Annotated in this window: 18 protein-coding genes; 9 read left to right on the top strand and 9 right to left on the bottom strand. The window is 62.3% G+C overall.

The annotated features are described in order from the left end of the window. Positions 1–55: 55 nt before the first annotated feature. The 3 genes from rpsD to LG281_RS00260 all read right to left on the bottom strand — a co-directional run bounded on the left by rpsD (position 56) and on the right by LG281_RS00260 (position 2,706). Positions 56–673, bottom strand: coding sequence for a 30S ribosomal protein S4 (gene rpsD / locus LG281_RS00270; protein WP_404403260.1), 618 nt, complete (start codon positions 671–673; stop codon positions 56–58). Positions 674–891: 218 nt separating this feature from the next. Next, a complete protein-coding gene (locus LG281_RS00265; RefSeq protein ID WP_404403259.1) occupies positions 892–1,782 on the bottom strand; it encodes a DMT family transporter in 891 nt (296 codons plus the stop codon). Between the two features lie 114 nt (positions 1,783–1,896). Continuing rightward, the gene (locus tag LG281_RS00260) at positions 1,897–2,706 is read right to left on the bottom strand and encodes an RNA methyltransferase (RefSeq protein WP_404403258.1); all 810 of its coding nucleotides are present in this window, start codon (positions 2,704–2,706) and stop codon (positions 1,897–1,899) included. Positions 2,707–2,800: 94 nt separating this feature from the next. Here LG281_RS00260 and LG281_RS00255 point away from each other — a divergent pair, with 94 nt between their 5' ends. The 3 genes from LG281_RS00255 to LG281_RS00245 are packed head-to-tail and all read left to right on the top strand — an operon-like array spanning position 2,801 to position 3,973. After that, positions 2,801–3,232: a GFA family protein gene (locus LG281_RS00255; protein WP_404403257.1), complete on the top strand. Its 432-nt coding sequence runs from the start codon at positions 2,801–2,803 to the stop codon at positions 3,230–3,232. 3 nt (positions 3,233–3,235) lie between these two features. Further along, positions 3,236–3,634: a GFA family protein gene (locus LG281_RS00250; protein ID WP_404403256.1), complete on the top strand. Its 399-nt coding sequence runs from the start codon at positions 3,236–3,238 to the stop codon at positions 3,632–3,634. A gap of 3 nt (positions 3,635–3,637) precedes the next feature. Further along, complete coding sequence (locus LG281_RS00245; protein ID WP_404403255.1) at positions 3,638–3,973, top strand: TfoX/Sxy family protein; 336 nt, start codon at positions 3,638–3,640, stop codon at positions 3,971–3,973. Here LG281_RS00245 and fabF read toward each other — a convergent pair whose 3' ends face one another. Together fabF and LG281_RS00235 are read right to left on the bottom strand one after the other, a co-directional pair. Beyond that, the gene (fabF, locus tag LG281_RS00240) at positions 3,974–5,245 is read right to left on the bottom strand and encodes a beta-ketoacyl-ACP synthase II (RefSeq protein ID WP_404403254.1); all 1,272 of its coding nucleotides are present in this window, start codon (positions 5,243–5,245) and stop codon (positions 3,974–3,976) included. 102 nt (positions 5,246–5,347) lie between these two features. Continuing rightward, positions 5,348–5,779 carry a MarR family winged helix-turn-helix transcriptional regulator gene (locus tag LG281_RS00235; protein WP_404403253.1) on the bottom strand — a complete coding sequence of 144 codons (432 nt, stop codon included), beginning with the start codon at positions 5,777–5,779 and terminating at the stop codon, positions 5,348–5,350. 237 nt (positions 5,780–6,016) lie between these two features. Between LG281_RS00235 and LG281_RS00230 the strand changes: the two genes are divergently transcribed. Further along, a complete protein-coding gene (locus LG281_RS00230; protein ID WP_404403252.1) occupies positions 6,017–7,228 on the top strand; it encodes an NADP-dependent isocitrate dehydrogenase in 1,212 nt (403 codons plus the stop codon). 262 nt (positions 7,229–7,490) lie between these two features. After that, a complete protein-coding gene (locus LG281_RS00225; protein ID WP_404403251.1) occupies positions 7,491–8,504 on the top strand; it encodes an aldo/keto reductase in 1,014 nt (337 codons plus the stop codon). 35 nt (positions 8,505–8,539) lie between these two features. Here LG281_RS00225 and LG281_RS00220 read toward each other — a convergent pair whose 3' ends face one another. Both LG281_RS00220 and LG281_RS00215 read right to left on the bottom strand, forming a co-directional pair. After that, positions 8,540–10,132 carry a CRTAC1 family protein gene (locus LG281_RS00220; RefSeq protein WP_404403250.1) on the bottom strand — a complete coding sequence of 531 codons (1,593 nt, stop codon included), beginning with the start codon at positions 10,130–10,132 and terminating at the stop codon, positions 8,540–8,542. 5 nt (positions 10,133–10,137) lie between these two features. Next, a complete protein-coding gene (locus LG281_RS00215; RefSeq protein WP_404403249.1) occupies positions 10,138–11,472 on the bottom strand; it encodes a vanadium-dependent haloperoxidase in 1,335 nt (444 codons plus the stop codon). Positions 11,473–11,776: 304 nt separating this feature from the next. Here LG281_RS00215 and LG281_RS00210 point away from each other — a divergent pair, with 304 nt between their 5' ends. From LG281_RS00210 to LG281_RS00200, 3 genes are all read left to right on the top strand, one after another. Next, positions 11,777–12,892: an OmpP1/FadL family transporter gene (locus tag LG281_RS00210; protein WP_404403248.1), complete on the top strand. Its 1,116-nt coding sequence runs from the start codon at positions 11,777–11,779 to the stop codon at positions 12,890–12,892. A gap of 161 nt (positions 12,893–13,053) precedes the next feature. Then, positions 13,054–13,785, top strand: a complete 732-nt coding sequence (locus LG281_RS00205; RefSeq protein WP_404403247.1) for a GIN domain-containing protein — start codon at positions 13,054–13,056, stop codon at positions 13,783–13,785. 140 nt (positions 13,786–13,925) lie between these two features. Beyond that, the gene (locus LG281_RS00200; RefSeq protein ID WP_404403246.1) at positions 13,926–14,378 is read left to right on the top strand and encodes a Dabb family protein; all 453 of its coding nucleotides are present in this window, start codon (positions 13,926–13,928) and stop codon (positions 14,376–14,378) included. Positions 14,379–14,495: 117 nt separating this feature from the next. On the opposite strand, the gene alaS is transcribed toward LG281_RS00200, so the two are convergent. Then, positions 14,496–17,159 (bottom strand): alanine--tRNA ligase, encoded by a 2,664-nt coding sequence (gene alaS, locus LG281_RS00195; protein WP_404403245.1) that lies wholly within the window; start codon positions 17,157–17,159, stop codon positions 14,496–14,498. A 198-nt stretch (positions 17,160–17,357) separates the two neighbouring features. Beyond that, the gene (recA, locus tag LG281_RS00190; RefSeq protein ID WP_404403244.1) at positions 17,358–18,431 is read right to left on the bottom strand and encodes a recombinase RecA; all 1,074 of its coding nucleotides are present in this window, start codon (positions 18,429–18,431) and stop codon (positions 17,358–17,360) included. A 170-nt stretch (positions 18,432–18,601) separates the two neighbouring features. Here recA and LG281_RS00185 point away from each other — a divergent pair, with 170 nt between their 5' ends. After that, the gene (locus tag LG281_RS00185) at positions 18,602–18,775 is read left to right on the top strand and encodes a hypothetical protein (protein WP_404403243.1); all 174 of its coding nucleotides are present in this window, start codon (positions 18,602–18,604) and stop codon (positions 18,773–18,775) included. Position 18,776 lies beyond the last annotated feature (1 nt).

Genomic DNA, 18,776 nt, shown 5'->3' with positions numbered 1-18,776 from the left:
CAAACAAAAAGGCCGCCCAATCGGGCGGCCTTTTCCAAAACGCTGTTCGCTTCGCTTAGCGCGAATAGAACTCGACGACGAGGTTCGGTTCCATCTGGACCGGATAGGGAACGTCCGACAGCGCGGGAACGCGCACATAGGTCGCGGTCATCTTGTTGTGGTCGGCGTCCACATAGTCCGGCACGTCACGCTCGGCGAGCTGGGTGGCTTCGAGCACGATGGCGAGCTGCTTGGACTTTTCGCGCAGTTCGATCACGTCGCCCGGCTGGCAGTTGTAGGATGGGATGTTGACCCGCTTGCCATTGACGAGCACATGGCCGTGATTGACGAACTGCCGCGCCGCGAAAACGGTTGGCACGAACTTCGCGCGATAAACGATCGCGTCGAGACGGCTTTCGAGAATGCCGATGAGGTTCTCACCGGTATCGCCCTTGCGGCGGGCAGCCTCGGCGTAAACGCGCTTAAAGGCCTTCTCGGTGATTGAGCCGTAATAGCCCTTGAGCTTCTGCTTGGCGCGGAGCTGCACACCGAAGTCTGAAAGCTTGCCCTTGCGGCGCTGGCCGTGCTGGCCGGGGCCATAGGCGCGCGCGTTGAGCGGGCTCTTGGGACGGCCCCATACGTTCTCGCCCATGCGGCGGTCGATTTTATATTTCTGCGTATGACGCTTTGACATCGCGTGTCCTTTTAAAGTGTTAGATCAAAGACAGCGCCCTCCTCTGCCGCGCCCGAAGACGCGGCTGACAGACCGTGCGAAAAAACGTCGTGCGGCCAGGTTCGAATGCCTGACTGGAAACGGCAAACCGACGGTCTCGGGTGCTTCCTGACGGAACGAGCCAATCAGGATGGGCGGTTTCTATGGGGCAATCGCTGGAAAGTCAAGCAGGACCGGCCCTATTCGGCACGTCCGCTGACCTCCACCCTGTCGATCCGGCCCAGCTTGCGCTCACGCTGGAACACATAGAGCCCGGAAGCGAATATGATCGCCGTGCCAACCCAGGTCCAGAAATCGGGGAAGTCGCCGAAACCGATATACCCGACAATCGTCGCCCCGATGATCTCGATATACTGAAACGGCGCCAGCGTCGAAGTCGGCGTACGCCGGAACGCTTCGGCAAAAAGGAAAAACGTGAACCCCGAAAGCGCGCCCATGAACAGCAACTGTCCCCACGGCCCGTGCGCGGAGAAGCCGCCACCGAAGCTGAAAAGATCGAAGCGGCCGAACGTCATCAACCCCGTCCCGAGGGCCACCGCCGCGACCAACGCGAACCAGAACTGGATCGAAACCGCGTCCATCGCCCCGGAGAGCTTACGGATGACAATGGCATTGAGCGCAAATGCCGTTGCCGCGACCAACGGCAGGAGCGAAGCCCATCCGAAAATATCCCAGCTCGGCCGGATCACGATCACGGCCCCTATGAGCCCCACGCCCACCGCCGCATAGCGCCGCCAGCCTGTTCGCTCCCCCAGAAGCAGGCTCGAGAGCACCGTCAGGACCAGCGGCTCGACAAAGAAGATCGCAATCGCCGTCGCAATCGGCATGGTGACGAACGCCCCGATAAGAGCGGACAGCACCGTCGCGGCAGTCAACCCGCCCATGATCATCAGGTGCCACGGCCCCCGCGCCAGCCGCCGGCGCATAACCGCGATGAACAGCCCCAGAACCAGCATCTGGAACCCGAACCGCCAGAACGCGATCTCGAACGGGCCGAGGACACCGGTCAGGCTTTTGGACAACGCATCGCCAATCGGCACCAGCAGCACTGCAGCAATCATGAAGGCCATGCCGCTCTCCGGCGAATGGACCTTTTCCGGAGCGGAGGCCGAAGATGGCGTCGACATAGCAGACCTGAATGCAAACAGATGGACTCAACCCACTAACATGTTGCCGCCAGCCGCTCAATCTTTGGGCATCGCCGTCCCCGTGCGCTGCCGACGTGGATTGGGCCGCTCGTGCCGCCTGTCGAGAGAGGCGATCATTCCGCGCAGCGTCCGCACTTCCTGGTCGTTGAACCCGGCGCGCGCGAACATCGAGCGGATGTTGTTCATCATCCCCGGCCGCTTGTCGGCGGCCTTGAAGTAATTGGCCCTGTCGAGCGCTTCGCCCAACTGCTCGATCAGCCCCACAAGCTGCTCGCGCGGCGCTGGGGTGCCCGTATCCCCGCTAATCGGCAGCGGTGCGTCCTTGAGCGCCGCCCGCCGCCATTCATACGCCAACACCAGCACCGCCTGTGCGATATTGAGCGAAGCGAACGCCGGCTCGACCGGTAACGTCACGATGGCATCGGCCAGCGCGACTTCCTCATTGTTGAGCCCCCACCGTTCGCGTCCGAACAAAATGCCCGCATTGTGCCCTGCCCCAATATGCGCCGTCATCCGGTCCGCCGCCTCATCCGGCCCGATCACCGGCTTGAACATCTCGCGGCTGCGCGCCGTCGTCGCGTAAACGAGGTTAAGATCGGCAATCGCGTCGGCGAGCGTATCGAACACCTGTACCCGCTCGATCACATGGTCGGCCTTCGCCGCAGCCGCCGTGGCTTTTTCGTTCGGCCACCCATCGCGCGGCGTGACGAGCCGCAGGTCCCAAAGCCCGAAATTCGCCATCGCCCGCGCCGCCGCGCCGATATTCTCGCCAAGCTGCGGCTCGCACAGAATGACCGCCGGCGTGGGGCGGAAAACGAAATCCTTGCTCGTGTCGGTACCGGCCATTGTGAGGCGTATCTCCTTTTTCGCGCCCCGCTTACGCCGCGCGACGCCGCAAATCAAGATTGCCAGCCCCGTTCCACCATGCCAGCCTGCCGCCATGACAACACCTCACCGCCCCTTGCTCGACACCCAGGCGACCTGCTCGTGCGGCGCCGCGACCCTGACCGTCAACGGCCCCGTGCTCTCGATGCTCTTGTGCACATGCCTCGACTGCCAGAAGGAAACCGGCACCGGTCATTCCGCCGTCGCGCTCGTCAAAGCCGCAGACGTCGAGGTATCCGGCACGCTCTCGGCCTTTGCCCGCCCCGCCGCCTCTGGCGCGACGACGACCCGCCATTTCTGCCCCCAATGCGGCGTCACGCTCTACGCCCAATCCTCCCGCGCCGAGCAAACCATGCTCATCCCCGCCGGGCTTCTGGGCGGCGACTGGTTCGTTCCCAATCAGGTGATCTTCGCACGCAGCCACGCCGATTGGGATACACTCCCCGATACGATTCCCCGCTACGAGACCTATAGGGAGGGTCTATAACCCATGTTCGCATCCGGACGGTGCCTGTGCGGCGCCATCACCTTCACCGTTGCAAACCCGCCCGTGCGCATGGCCCAGTGCCATTGCGAGCAGTGCCGCCGCTCGACCGGCACCGGTCATATCGTCCAGGCCTTTTTCAAGCGCGAGGACGTCGCCATCGAGGGCAAGACGGCCACCTACAAATCCATCGCCGATTCCGGCTCCGAACGCACCCGGCATTTTTGCCCCAATTGCGGCTCGCGGCTCTTCGCCGAAAACTCCAAGAACCCCGCCGTCATCGGCATCGCCGCTGGTGCCTTCGACGATTCGAGCTGGTTCAAGCCGATGGTCAATCTCTACGCCAGCCAGCGCCCGGACTGGGATATCGTCGATCCCGAGATCGAATCTCACGCGGAAATGTAGTCCATGAGCCTCGCATCCGAAGAACTCGCCGAACGCATCCGTACCCAGATCGGGAACCGTCCCGGCATCGTAGAAAAGAAGATGTTCGGCGGTATCGCCTTCATGGTTGACGGCAACATGCTCGTCGGCCCAATGAAAGACGGCAGCCTTCTGGTGCGTGTGGGCAAGGACGGCTACGACGACGCCCTTGCCCAACCCGGTTGCAACCCCATGACCATGGGCGAAAAGACCATGTCCGGCTTCGTCGAGGTCGACGGCGACGTCATCGAAGACGACGACACCCTCGCGGACTGGATCGCCCGCGCGTGGGCCTTCGTAAAGACGCTGCCGCCGAAGTGATCAGACCGCGCTCAAGATCAGCGACGCATTCACCCCGCCGAACCCGAACGAGTTCGACAGCACATGCCTGAGCACCTTCTTCTTGGCCACTTTCGGCACGAGATCGAATGTGCCCGCAACGGGGTCCGGCTCCTCGAGGTTGAGCGCCGGCGGCACGGTCTGGTCCCGTAGCGACATTGCTGAAAAGATCGCTTCGAGACCGCCAGCCGCGCCAAGCAAATGTCCCGTTGAGGACTTGGTCGACGTCACCGCAAGCGACTTCCCCCGATCCCCGAACACGCCCGAAATCGCCGCGATCTCCGCCGCGTCGCCCACCTCGGTCGAGGTGCTGTGTGCGTTGATATAGTCCACTTCATCCGGCGAAATCCCCGCCATCTTGAGCGCATGCCGCATCGCCACCTGCGCCCCGAGCCCCTCGGGATGCCCCGACGTGAGATGATACGCATCCGCCGAGGTGCCATACCCTGAAAGCACCGCCAGCGGCGTTGCCCCGCGCTTTTGCGCATGGCTCAGTTTCTCGATCACGATCACCCCCGCGCCCTCGGATAAAACGAACCCGGCCCGTTTCGTATCGAATGGCCGCGATGCTTGTTCCGGCGCATCGTTGAAGCTCGTGCACAGGGCCCGCGCCGCGGCGAACCCGCCAATCGAGATCGGATCGACCGATCCTTCCGCTCCGCCGCACACAACAACCTCGGCTTCCCCCGTATGGATAAGCCGCAACCCATCCCCGATCGCCTGCGCCGAGGCCGCGCACGCGGTCACCGGCGTCCCGATGGGACCCGTGAACCCATAGCGGATCGAAATCCACCCCGCCGCGAGATTGGCGAGAAACGCGGGGACGGTGAACGGCGACAGCCTGCGCGGCCCCTTCTCGGCAATCGTTTGCGCGGTCTGTGCCATGATCGGTGATCCGCCCACGCCCGAAGCGATAATCGTCGCGGTCGCGGCCTTGTCCTCGTCGCTCTCGGGCATCCACCCGGCCTGCGCAAGCGCCTCCTGCGCGGCCCCGAGGCCATACTGGATGAAGACATCCATCTTCTTGATGTCCTTGGGATCGATGAAATCGGTCGGATCGAACCCGTTCTCGTCCCGCGATTTGGGCGGCACGAGGCCCGCGATCTGTGAAGCGAACGCGCTCACGTCGAACCGGTCATTGCGGACGATCCCGCTCTTGCCAGCGAGCAGCCGTTCCCAATTGGTGGCAACGCCCACCCCGAGCGGGCTCACGGCACCCATACCGGTTATGACAACCGGATCATCGCTTTGCATCGAAAGTCTCCATCAATGGTTATGGATTGATCTGGAGCGCCTTCAGCAAAAGTGGAAACCACTTTTGCGGTTCGAAAGCGCAACATAACAAAAGCTCCACGGTCAGGCGTCCATGCGTTCGCCCGCGGTCAGCGCGCGCAGCCCGCCCAGAAAGTCCTCCGGCCCGGTATCGGCTACCAGTGCCCGCAATTCGACCTGCGATTCCCGCCAAAGCGGCAAAATCTCTTCGAGCAGATCCGCACCTTTCCCGGTCAGCTCATAGTGCCGCACATTCCCCTTCTCCGGTCGCCCGACCACGACAAACCCCCGCTGTCGCAGCGGATCGAGATTGCGCAGAAGCGTCGTGCGATCCATCGAAATCCGGGCTGCCATCGCATTGACGGACATACGCGGCGAGTTCCGCACGGTCATCAACACGGTGAACTGAACGACCGAAATCCCGAACGGTCGAAGCACCTTGTCGTAGCGCCGCGTTAAAGCACGGGCCGCCATCACGGTGTTGAGCACGAGGCAATCGAAAAAGGCATAGGTCATATCGCAGCACTATAGTGTAATTGCACATGTGTAAATACACTATAGAAGCCGCATCACTCCACCGCCGCTCGGCAAGGCCCCCATCGCGGCGGAAGACTTTGCGCCTTATCATTGCTCTGCTATAGGGGCGCAGATTTTGGCTGATCTCCCGTCAGCCGCCATCTCCAACAGTGGGGCGCTTCGCTCTTAGCCCGAACGAAGCGCCCTGGGACACTTTGCGCGCCGAGGAGCACATTTATGAGCAAGATCAAAGTCGCCAACCCCGTCGTCGAGCTCGACGGCGACGAGATGACCCGCATCATCTGGCAGGCCATCAAGGATAAGCTGATCCACCCCTATCTCGACATCGATCTTGAATATTACGACCTCAGCGTCGAAAACCGCGACGCCACAGACGACCAGGTGACCGTCGACAGCGCCAATGCCATCAAAAAGCACGGCGTCGGCGTCAAATGCGCCACCATCACGCCCGACGAAGCGCGCGTCGAGGAATTCGCCCTTAAAAAGATGTGGCGCTCGCCCAACGGCACCATCCGCAACATCCTTGGCGGCGTGATCTTCCGCGAGCCCATCATCTGCAAGAACGTCCCGCGCCTCGTGCCGGGCTGGACCCAGCCGATCATCGTCGGCCGTCACGCCTTCGGCGACCAGTACCGCGCCACCGATTTCAAATTCCCCGGCAAGGGCAAATTGACGATGAAGTTCGTCGGCGAGGACGGCACCGAGATCGAGCACGAAGTGTTCGACGCCCCCGCCGCCGGTGTTGCGATGGGCATGTACAACCTCGATGACTCCATCCGCGACTTCGCCCGCGCCTCGATGAACTACGCGCTGGGCCGCGGCGTACCCTGCTACCTCTCGACCAAGAACACCATCCTCAAGGTCTATGACGGCCGCTTCAAGGACATCTTCCAGGAAGTCTATGAAGCCGAGTTCAAAGATAAGTTCGAAGCCAAGAAGATCTGGTACGAGCACCGCCTTATCGACGACATGGTCGCCGCTGCGCTCAAGTGGTCAGGCGGCTATGTCTGGGCCTGCAAGAACTACGACGGCGACGTCCAGTCCGACACCGTCGCTCAGGGCTTCGGCTCGCTGGGCCTGATGACCTCTGTGCTGATGACCCCAGATGGGAAGACCGTCGAGGCCGAAGCTGCCCACGGCACCGTGACCCGTCACTACCGCCAGCACCAGCAGGGCAAGGAAACCTCGACCAACTCCACCGCCTCGATCTTCGCCTGGACCCGTGGCCTCGCCCACCGTGCCAAGCTCGATGACAACGCCGAACTCGCCAAGTTCGCCGATACGCTCGAAAAGGTCGTCGTGGACACCATCGAAGGCGGCCAGATGACCAAGGACTTGGCGCTCCTGGTCGGCCCTGACCAGCCCTGGCTCACCACCATGGGCTTCCTCGACGCCGTCGACGCCAACCTGCAGAAGGCCATGGCGTAAGGCCATTGCGATAGCGAACGCGAAAGCCGCCCCTCCCGGGCGGCTTTTTTTATGCGCCCCCTTTGACGCGGGCACCGTGCCGGTGCTAACGTTTGAGTGTTCTCACCAACTAGGTCGCATAACAGTCAAATCGAGCCGGGTCCCCTCGCGCGAGACGTGATCGGTTGCGGCTTTCTTCGTGCATCATTCAAGTAATCCAACGGAATTCGGCCCCGCCGCTTTTCGCGCTTACTGCTGCGCGTATCGCAAAGGACATTTCACTATGCATTACAATTCCCTCGGGGGAACGGGCCTGCTCGTTTCCGAAATCTGCCTCGGCACCATGACCTTCGGCGGCGCCGGTTTCTGGACCGCGATCGGCCAGCTCGACCAGGCCACGGCGGACGCGATCGTCAACCGCGCGCTCGAGGCCGGCGTCAATTTCATCGACACCGCCGACGTCTATTCCGAAGGGCTTTCCGAAGAGATCACCGGCAAGGCCATGGTCAATTCAGGCCGTCCCCGTTCCGATTTCGTCCTCGCGACCAAGGTCTATGGCGCAACGGGCAAAGGCCCGAACGATCGCGGCGCTTCGCGCAAGCACATCATGGACGGGGTCAAGGCCAGCCTCAAGCGCTTGGGCACCGACTATATCGACCTCTACCAGATCCACGCCACGGACCTCAAAACTCCGGTCGAAGAAACCGTCCGCGCGCTCGAAGACCTCGTGCGTCAGGGCTACGTCCGGTATGTCGGCTGCTCGAACTGGGCCGCATGGCGCATCATGAAGGCGCTCGGGATCGCCGACGCCAACGGCTGGAGCCGCTTCTCCTCGCTCCAGGCCTACTACACCATCGCCGGCCGCGACCTCGAACGCGAAATCGCGCCACTCCTGCGCGAAGAAAAGGTCGGCCTCATGGTTTGGAGCCCACTCGCGGGCGGCCTTCTGAGCGGCAAATTCGACCGTGACGGCAAGGGCCCCGACGGCGCCCGCCGCGCCAGCTTCGATTTCCCGCCGGTCGACAAGGATCGCGCCTTCGATTGTGTCGACGTCATGCGCGACATCGCCGACGCGCGCGGCGTCTCCGTCGCCCGCATCGCGCTTGCCTGGCTCCTGCACCAGGACGTCGTCACTTCGGTGATCGTCGGCGCCAAGACCGTCGAACAGCTCGAAGACAATCTCGGCGCCACCGAGATCGAACTGACCGCCGAAGAACGCGACCGCCTGAACACGGTCAGCGCCCTGCCGCCCGAATATCCCGGCTGGATGATCGAACGCCAGAACGCCGATCGTTGACGGGCACGCAAAAGGGGGCGGCCATGCGCCGCCCCTTACCTTCCCGGCATCCAACGCTCGAGCGTTGCGTCACGCCGATAGGTATAGAACGCGTCCGCCTCAACCGTCTGCCAGTCACCCGCTGTCCCGTCCGGCCAGATCATGCGGATATCCGCATCGTCCGTCTCGCCGAGCCCAAAATGCCACCACCCGGCCTGTCCGCTCGCGTGCCCGCCGCCCACGGTGACTTCCCGCCGCATCACCACATCGCCGCGCCGCACCTCGATCCAGGCACCCACGCCGTCGCGGTTGGCTCCATCCTGCCTCAGCCGCACAGCGAGCCAATGCCCCGTCTCGCCGCCCATATTCTGCCAAAGCTGCGCGCCCGCATGCCGGTTGACGACGACAAGGTCCACAAGCCCATCAAGATTGAAATCAGCCAACGCGCCACCCCGCGCCGTCAACATCGATGCGACACCCGCCGCCTCGCCGGCCTCGAAAAACGTCCCGTCCGGCCGCTGCAGCAGGAGATTATTGGGATCGTGCAAGGCGAAGTCAGGCATCTCCCACACATTGCCCTTGGCAATGAAAAGATCGGCCAGCCCATCATTGTTCACGTCCTCGAACTGGGTATGCCAGGCCGTGCTCGGCTTGATCTCGTCCCCGGTATAAGGCCGATGCGCCGTCACCCCACGCGCAAACGCAACGTCGATAAAGTCGGGCTTCCCCGGGTCCCCCGCATCGGCGAGCGTCTGGAGCTTGTTGTCCGACATGCTCGTGAGGAAATATTCGGGAAAGCCATTGAAATCGAGATCATAGCTTGCGATCCCCATGCCCCAGATCCGCAATTGCTGCCAGCCATCCGCCTCGCCGTAAAGCACCGGTGCTTGCCCCGCCTCGATCCGCCAGAGCTGCTCCTGCCCACCGCGATAGTATTCGCGGTCGTTCGAAACCCGCAGATCGGGCGTTCCCGACCGGTCCCAATCGGTGAACATCATCGAAAGCGCGCAATAGCTTGGCGTCAGCGGCACGGGTGCGGCGAACCTCTCGCCATCCGGCCTGTGCAGCCAGTTGTCCGTGCACGATCCCCAGGGGAAAAGCGGCTCGTTGCGGTCGATATAGTTTCCAACCGCAAGCGTCGGCCAGTCCGAACCCGGCTCCCATGTCGCGGCAAACGCCGTGGACCACGCATCGCCGCCGTCAAATCCCCATGCATCGTTCGCGGGCTCGAACCGGCATTCACCGATGCCCTGCATCACGCGGTTCTCCCCCACTCGCAGCAGCACGACGTCCATGATGCCGTCGCTGTCGATATCGATCGGATAAGCGCCCGAAACCGCGTCGACCTCCAGCCCGCTCTCCTGCCGCGCAAAGCGCAGCGCTCCCCCCGGCTCTCCCACATTGCGGTAGAAACTGGCAGGCGCACTGCCTCCGGCAAGCAACATTTCGGACAGACCATCCCCGTCACAGTCGAAAACCGCGACGCCGCCGCCTACCATATATTCCCACTCGCCCTCGTAAACGCTGTCGATCCCCGCACTTTCGGTCACCTCCACAAAGTGCGGCACGGCGGGCGTATCGGCATCCTGCGCCAGAGCCGCGCCCGGCATGGTCAGCAAAAGGATCGCAAACACCAGCTTGGAATTCATCGCCCTCACCTCCGTGTTTCCAGCGCGGCGGTGAAGTCCGCGATGCAAAGGCCCTGATCGAGTCCCCTCTCGATCGCCGCCCGATAATGAATGCCTCCATAAAGCCGCGATATCGCAGCCTCCTCGGCGGCCTCCCAAAAGCTTGCGTACGTGCGCGCGGGAAGGCCGTCCCCTTCATGCGTGGCGTCGGTAAAAGCAAAGTCCGCCCCGAAATGCGCCTCGAGCACCGCCGCCGCGGCCCCCGACTGGGTACTGTGCCCGCTCGGATATTCGGGAAATGGCGGCGTGATGAGAATCGGCTTCCAGTCCGCATCGATGAGCCGGCCGATATAGGTAACGGGCCGGACCAGATCGAATTCATACTTCGCGTCCCAGCAACCGATAAACGCGTCCGCGAGCACTACGCCGAGCCGGGCGAGAAGATCGACACTCTCGTCCAGTGTCGCGTTTTCATGCTCGAGAATCTGGATCGCGATGGACAGCCAATGGCCCGGCGGAGTCGGCGACAGCATCGGGTCGTCCGACCAGAACCGCGCAATCGCTTCCTGTTCGGCATCGAGGCTGTTCGCAACATTATAAACTTCCAGCGCCTCGGCATAAAAATCCGAACCCGGCGCCTCGCTGTATTCGGGCGGTGGCGGCAATGGGCACGACGATCCCGCCGGCATCGCAAAGGTGCGATTCTTACCCCACTCGGGCAGAAGCGGCGTCTGCTGAAGCGGAATCGAACTCGTCGGCACCCAGCGGTCCCGGCCTTCACCCAGCGCAAACGCAGCCGGAAAACCGAGGTTCTCGACGACCGCGCCACCATCATCCACCGACCATGCGATGATGTGCGTGGCCACCGCACGGCCATAAGCCGTGCTGCGCGCAACGACCTCCTCGGGCACACCGGCGGCAACCTGCGCGCCCATCCGGGTCTCGAGCATGGTCATCGCCCTCTGCCCCGTGGGACCGGTATTGCTGAAAAAGTGCCGCACGGCATGCGCCATGGCCGTATGCATGACGACGGCCTCGTCATAACCTTCCCCGGTCTCCCGCCCGGGGACCGGTTCCAACGCGTTAAGCTGGCCCGCGAGCGAAGTGAGTGTCTCGCTTCCGCCCACCGTCGCTTCGAACGCCGTGACCCCCAGATAGGCGAAGGCGCGGCTTGCAACGGGCGGCGAATAGGTCGGCGTGTGCCGCACCAGTTCGAGCACCATGCGGTTCCATGTGATGAGCACATCCTGCGCCGCAGGCCCCGCCAGTGCACTGCTTGCCCCACCGGCAAGCCCGCAGGCGAGAATTACCCCCGCCGCGAGCCGTCGCACGGCACGGATGTATGTCAGCCATTCCCCCAAAACGCGCTCCTCCCGATTACGCGCCAATGTGACCGAACATTAGCGGTTTGCACCGTCCGCCTGCAAGCAGCACCTTGGAAACATATTGGTTTTCCCCCAAAGCCGCACCATACGCGAACGTAACGCCACGCGCCCGATCGGATGGCTCCGTCTTTTCCCCATTCCACAAAATGCCATATTGACCTTACTTCCAAATCGGCCCAATCTTTGACGTAAGCGTCAATGCGGGAACCTATGGAGGAATGGTTGCCGGATCGACTTTTGCTGGGGACGGACACAAGATCAGTGGCCGCAGGAGGACTTGATGACCTTTCAGTATCGTTTGACAGGCGCGATCTCGGCAGTTGCGCTTGGCGTTTTGAGCGCCGGAGCTGCTCATGCCGGCGGGCTTGAAGCCAACGGCTACGACTGGGATCTGCTCTTCGATTCCGGCACCTATGCAGCCAAAGCCTCGACAAGCTACGTGCACGTGAACCACGACCTCGGCAACACCACGCTCGACCCGAGCGGCAGTACGGTCGCCAGTTCGCTCGACCGCGTCTATTTCAATGTCGGGGCAAAGGGCGATCTCTTCGATAACGCATCCTGCCTTGTCTCGGGCCAGAACCCCTGGGGCTCGGGCACAGAGCGTACCAACCTTTATGCCGCTCAGACCGGGCAGGCGGTACGCGAGCAACTCCATTCTGTCGATCTCGGTCTCACTTGCGCGGTCGGCGTCGAACTCGGCGCGGGCGTCGTCAGCGTCATTGGTGGCGTCTCGGCCCAGCAGTTGCGCTATGAAGCTGACATCCCGACCTCGGTTTCGACCTCAACCCCGCTCTCCATCGATGGATGGGGGACCGGCTGGCGCGCCGGTGTCGCCTATGAGATCGAGGAATACGCGCTGCGCGTGAGCGCAATTTACAACGCCGCTGTCGACTATAATCTCGAAGGTACGGCATTCGGAGGCGCAGCGAGCGCCGACGTGACGGCTCCCCAAACCTTCGAGGTCAAGGCGCAAACCGGCATTGCCCCGGGCTGGCTCGCCATGGCGTCGGTCAAATGGATCGACTGGTCCACTATTCAATCCCTGGACGTTACCACAGTCGGCGCGCCCCTTTCCTCGGACTACTCCTACCGCGACGGTTGGACCGTATCCGCCGGCGTCGGCCACCAGCTCACCCCGGACCTCACAGTGCTTGGCCGCGTGACCTGGGATCGCGGCACGTCCACGCCCGGCGCCGGAGGCGTTCTGGTTGCGGGCTCCCAAACCGATCGCTGGGGCCTCGCCCTAGGCGCGGCCTATGATGCGGCAGAAGGAGTACAATTCTCCGGCGGCGTTTCGTTAAGTACGCTGGCCGGCGGCTCCAACGCCGCGGGCGAAAGCTGGGATCGCGGCTACGTCATCGCTGTCAGCGGCGGTTTCAAAGGGACCTTCTAAACCGCTAAACCGCGCCTGGCTTCCTCCCCGGGGCAAGAGGGTCGTCCTTCGGGGCGGCCCTTTTATCCGCCATGCCAGGTCAAAACCGCAAATCGGTCCACTTGCCTGCGCCGCCAGCTCTTCCCACATCCGGGCCGGACATCCAACTTGAGGAGGACCTCATGCCCGCTCTTGCCCGCGCGATGCTCGCCGCCTTGCCGCTCGCAGCCCTCGCGCTTCCTACCGCCGCGCAGGACCAAAGCTACGATCTGCCACCCTTCACCGCCGTCGACATCGCCACCGGCATAAAGGCCGACATAACCGAAGCCACCGGGCAATCCGTTGCTGCAACCGGCGCTCAAAACACTCTCGACGATCTCAAGCTCGAAGTCCGCGACGGTGTGCTCCACGCCTATATCGACTGGAATTTCATGCAATTCCTCGTCGAAGGCGGTTTGCTTGGGGAATTTCTCGGGACCGACGACGGCGTCAGCCTGCAGATCGGCATGCCTCAACTCGACGCAACCACGGCGTCCTCCGGCGCAACGGTCACTGTCGGCGCCATTCCAAACGCCGACAGCTTCGCCGCCGATGCATCCAGCGGCTCGCGTATCGTCCTTTCGGATCTAAAAGCCGAAAGGGTAGAGCTAAACGCCTCAAGCGGCGCATCTATAAGAGCGTCGGGAAGCTGTGAGACCGTGGAAGCCGATGCCAGCTCTGGGGCAAATATCGAAGCCGCTACCCTGGCATGCGCCGGCGGTTTTGCCGATGCGGGCAGTGGGGCCACCATCGACCTTAAGGCCACGGACACACTCAAAGCCGATGCATCGAGCGGCGCACAGATCAATGTCTCGGGAAATCCGGCCGACGTTGAAACCGAAGAATCCTTCGGCGGTGACGTAAGGGTCAATTGAAACGCAACGCATTCGTATTGGATTGCTGTGCACTCCTCCTCCGTCAGGTCAAAAAAAACTCTAGATTGTAGTAACAATTCAAGGCCGTTAGAGCCCGGCCCGTTCCCCTCACTTCGTTCTCCCTGCCGAAGGATTGCAAAATGGAAAGCATGACCGCCGAATTGCTCCGGATTGGCGCAGCAGCCTTCACGCACACGGACTATAAGCCGGGCACCGTCCGCCACATCGTGCTCTTCCGGTATCGGCAGGATGTCGATGCCGAGACGCGCGCAGAAGTCCGCCAGCGCTTTCACGCATTGAAATCCCTCTCGCGGCGGGATGGAAAGCCATACATCGTTGCACTCGAATCTGGCCGGCAATCGAGCGGCGAAGGAGCCGATTTCGGATTTGAAGACGCTTTCCTATTGACCTTCAAATCGCAAGGGGACCGCAATTACTATGTCGGCACGCCCGTTGTGACGGATTCAGCCTATTACGACCCCGACCACCATGCGTTCAAGCAGTTCGTCGGGCCGTTGCTCGCCGAAAAGGGCGCACTCGTATTCGATTACGCGCCCAAGCTGGAGAGCATATGCCTGCCGGAGGTCCGCTAGAGCGCATTGCGTTGGCAGAGCATGCACGAATATCCAATACGTGCCGCGCTCTCTTTCTGCCCTGATCGCCGTTTTGTGCCGGATCGGGGGGCGTACCACATGCCGCCCTGTCCCGGTTTATGCGTTGGCAAGCTGTGCCCTGATCGCGGCGATCGCGTCCGCCGCCTTGCTGCCGTCCGGGCCGCCGGCCTGCGCCATGTCGGGACGCCCGCCACCGCCCTTGCCGCCTAACGTGCCAGATCCCAGCCGTACCAGATCGACAGCGCTGACCTTGCTCGTCAAATCCTCACTCACGCCGACCGCGATGCCGGCCTTGCCGTCTTCGGTGACCCCGACGATCGCGACAATCCCGGAACCGACCTGCTTTTTGCCCTGATCGACAAGCCCACGCAGGTCTTTCGGCTGAAGCCCCTCGACGACCCGGCCGAGGAAGGTAAGGCCGTTGATCTCCTCAGCGGCCGAACCGCCCGCGGCACCGCTACCGCCCATGGCGAGTTTCTGCCGCGCCTCGGCAAGCTGCCGCTCGAGTTGGCGGCGCTCCTCCATCAGCGCTTCGACGCGGGACAGCGCCTCGCGCGGGGTTGCCTTAAGCGCGGCAGCAACAGCCCGAAGCTGTGCATCCTGTTCTTCAAGATAGGTTCGCGCGCCGTCCGCCGTCAGCGCCTCGACGCGGCGCACACCGGCTGCCACCGAGGTTTCCTGGACGATTGTGATCAGCCCGATCTCCCCGGTGCGCTTGACGTGTGTGCCGCCGCACAGTTCCATCGAATAGGTCCTGCCAGCCTTGTTCCCTTCGAGCGCGGTCCCCATGGAAACGACCCGCACCTCGTCACCATATTTTTCGCCGAAAAGCGCCATGGCGCCGGCTTCTATGGCGTCGTCGACGGCCATCAGCCGTGTTTCCACGGTCTCGTTCTGCAGGACGATCGCGTTGGCCATGCGCTCGACCTCCTTGAGTTCGGCTTCGCTCATCGGCTTTGTGTGCGAAAAGTCGAACCGCAGCCGGTCCGGCGCCACGAGCGAGCCCTTCTGCGCCACATGCGGGCCCAGCACCTCGCGCAACGCCTCGTGAATGAGGTGCGTCGCCGAATGGTTCGCGCGGATCGCCGTGCGCCGTGCATGATCGACACAGAGCGTCAGCGTATCACCGACCGCGAGCGACCCTTCGGCGACCTTCACGCGGTGCGCAAAGACGCCGCCGGCCTGCTTGGTTGTGTCGAGCACATCCGCGCGCGCGCGCTCGCCCGCCATGGTGCCGGTATCCCCGACCTGGCCGCCGCTTTCGCCATAGAACGGGGTCTGGTTGACAACGACGAAACCCTCTTCACCCTGGGAAAGGGCATCGACCGCCTGTCCATCTTTAACAAGCGCGACGATAGCGCCATCGCTGTCCTCGGTTTCATAGCCGAGAAATTCCGTGGCCCCCACCTTGTCGGCGATCTCGAACCAGTGGGCACCGGTCGCAGCTTCCCCCGAACCCGCCCAATTCTTGCGCGCCTCGGCCTTCTGCGCTGCCATCGCCGTATCGAAACCGCCCTGATCGACAGTGATCCCCCGCGTCCGCAGCGCATCCTGCGTCAGATCGAGCGGAAAGCCGTAGGTGTCATAGAGCTTGAAAGCGGTTTCGCCTGCCAGCGTGTCGCCCTCGGAAAGCCCGGCGGTTTCCTCTTCGAGGATCTGCAGCCCACGGCTCAGCGTCTTGAGGAAGCGCTCCTCTTCAAGCCGGATGGTTTCCGAAATCATCGCTTCGCCATGCGCAAGCTCGGGGTAAGCCTGCCCCATCTCGCGCACCAGCGTTGGCACGAGCTTGAAGATCGTCGGCGCGTTGGTCCCCAAAAGCGTCGCGTGCCGCATCGCGCGGCGCATGATGCGCCGCAACACGTAGCCGCGCCCTTCATTGGCCGGCAATACGCCCTCGGCGATCAAAAATGCCATCGAGCGCAGATGGTCGGCGATCACGCGCTGGCTGACCTTGCCCCTGCCGTCCGGTTCGGTACCCGTCGCCTGCGCGGCAGCGCCAATCAGCGCTTTGAAAAGGTCGATATCGTAATTGTCGTGCACGCCCTGCAGGACGGCCGCGATGCGTTCGAGCCCCATGCCCGTATCGATCGATGGCCGTGGCAAGTCGGTCCGTTCACCATTCGCATGCTGCTCGTACTGCATGAAAACGAGATTCCAGATCTCGATGAACCGGTCCCCGTCCTCTTCCGCGCTGCCAGGAGGGCCGCCCCAAATCTCCTCACCGTGGTCGTAGAAGATTTCGGAGCAGGGTCCACACGGTCCGGTATCGCCCATCGACCAGAAATTGTCCGACGTCGAAATGCGAATGATCCGATCATCGGGAAACCCCGCCACCTTCTTCCAGAGGTCGAATGCCTCGTCGTCTTCGGAATAGACGGTGACCAGCAGCCGGTCCTTGGGCAGCCCGAATTCCTTGGTGATCAGATTCCACGCGAACGGAATGGCTTCGTCCTTGAAATAATCCCCGAACGAGAAATTCCCCAGCATCTCAAAGAACGTATGGTGCCGCGCGGTGAACCCGACATTATCGAGGTCATTATGCTTGCCCCCCGCGCGCACGCATTTCTGACTTGTCGCCGCGCGGTTATAGGGGCGCTTTTCAAGGCCGGTGAAAACGTTCTTGAACTGCACCATCCCCGCATTGGTGAACATCAGCGTCGGATCGTTACGCGGCACGAGCGGGCTCGATGCAACGACTTCGTGTCCGTTGCGCGCGAAATAGTCCAGAAATGTCGAACGGATGTCGTTTACGCTGGTCATTATCGGATCCGAGAAGGTGAATGTGGCGAAACCCGCCAGAGACGCTGGAAAAGCCTTCTATCGTCATCACGGCTCAAGCGCAATGCGTGCAAAGCCGCCCGCCGCCCGTAATGCGAAGGTTCAGCCCGGCGTAACAAAAAGGCGCCGGCTTCCCGGCGCCCGATATCGTTTCCTGCGGCCTTGAAGACGGCGGAAAGCTCAATCCTCATCCGCACTCGCGCCGGCGTCGTCGCCAGCTTCAATCAAGTCTTGTGCCAAGAGCCCCGCGCTCTCGCGCACCCCGGCTTCGATCTGCTGGGAAATGTCGGGATTGTCTTTCAGGAACTGCCGCGCATTTTCGCGCCCCTGCCCCAGCCGCTGACTATCGTAGGAGAACCAGGAGCCCGACTTCTCGACGATCCCCGATTTTACGCCCAGGTCGAGCAACTCACCGGTCTTGGAAATCCCCTCGCCATACATGATGTCGAATTCGACCTGACGGAACGGCGGCGCCATCTTGTTCTTGACGACCTTCACACGGGTTTGGTTGCCCACAACCTCGTCACGGTCCTTGATCGAACCGATGCGGCGGATATCGAGCCGCACCGAAGAATAGAACTTGAGCGCGTTGCCGCCGGTCGTGGTTTCCGGCGAGCCGAACATCACGCCGATCTTCATACGAATCTGGTTGATGAAGATCACCATCGCCTTCGAACGCGAGATCGAAGCCGTCAGCTTGCGCATCGCCTGGCTCATCAGCCGTGCCTGCAGACCTGGTAGCGAATCGCCCATCTCGCCCTCGAGTTCGGCCCGCGGCGTCAAGGCAGCCACCGAGTCGACCACGAGAATATCGATCGCCCCCGACCGCACCAGCGTGTCTGCGATTTCCAGCGCCTGCTCGCCCGCGTCGGGCTGCGAAATCAGAAGATCGTCGACATTGACCCCCAGCTTGCGCGCATAACCGGGATCGAGCGCGTGTTCGGCATCGACGAACGCGCAAATTCCGCCCGCCTTCTGCGCCTCGGCGACCACATGCAGCGCCAGCGTCGTCTTGCCCGAGCTTTCCGGCCCGAAAATTTCGACAATACGCCCCCGCGGCAGCCCGCCGATCCCCAGAGCGATATCGAGACCCAACGATCCGGTGGAGACGGATTCGACATTGACGGCGGTGTTTTCCCCCAGCCGCATGATCGAGCCCTTACCGAAATTACGCTCGATCTGGCCCAGAGCGGCCTCGAGCGCCTTGTTCTTATCCATGGAACCTTCCACCACGCGAAGCTGTGAAACCGACATAACTTCTCTCCTTATTTCACCTATGGCCGGTGCAGGCAACGCGCCGGTGTGTCCTCAACAGAATTTCATTTTGTATTTGTTTTGTTCTCACAAATCACTTCCACGCGTCAAGTACAAAATGAGAACATTTATCCGCCGGAACCGTTGCAGGCTCACTGCGTTGGAGCAGAATGCCAAAGAACGGACTTGCACCGGGCTTGGCCATCGGTATCGCCCTTGGCGCCGGGCTCGGTGTCCTTCTTGACGACCTCGCGATGGGGATGGGCGTCGGCATTGCGATCGGCGCCGCCATCGGCATGGCCTACAACACGGCCATGTCCGATGAAGACGAGAAAGACGAATAGT

This window comes from Pelagibacterium halotolerans (assembly GCF_044811015.1).
Taxonomy (GTDB): Bacteria; Pseudomonadota; Alphaproteobacteria; order Rhizobiales; family Devosiaceae; genus Pelagibacterium; species Pelagibacterium halotolerans_A.
Note: the sequence above shows the minus strand (reverse complement) of the source record. Positions and strands in the feature narration are given on the sequence as shown.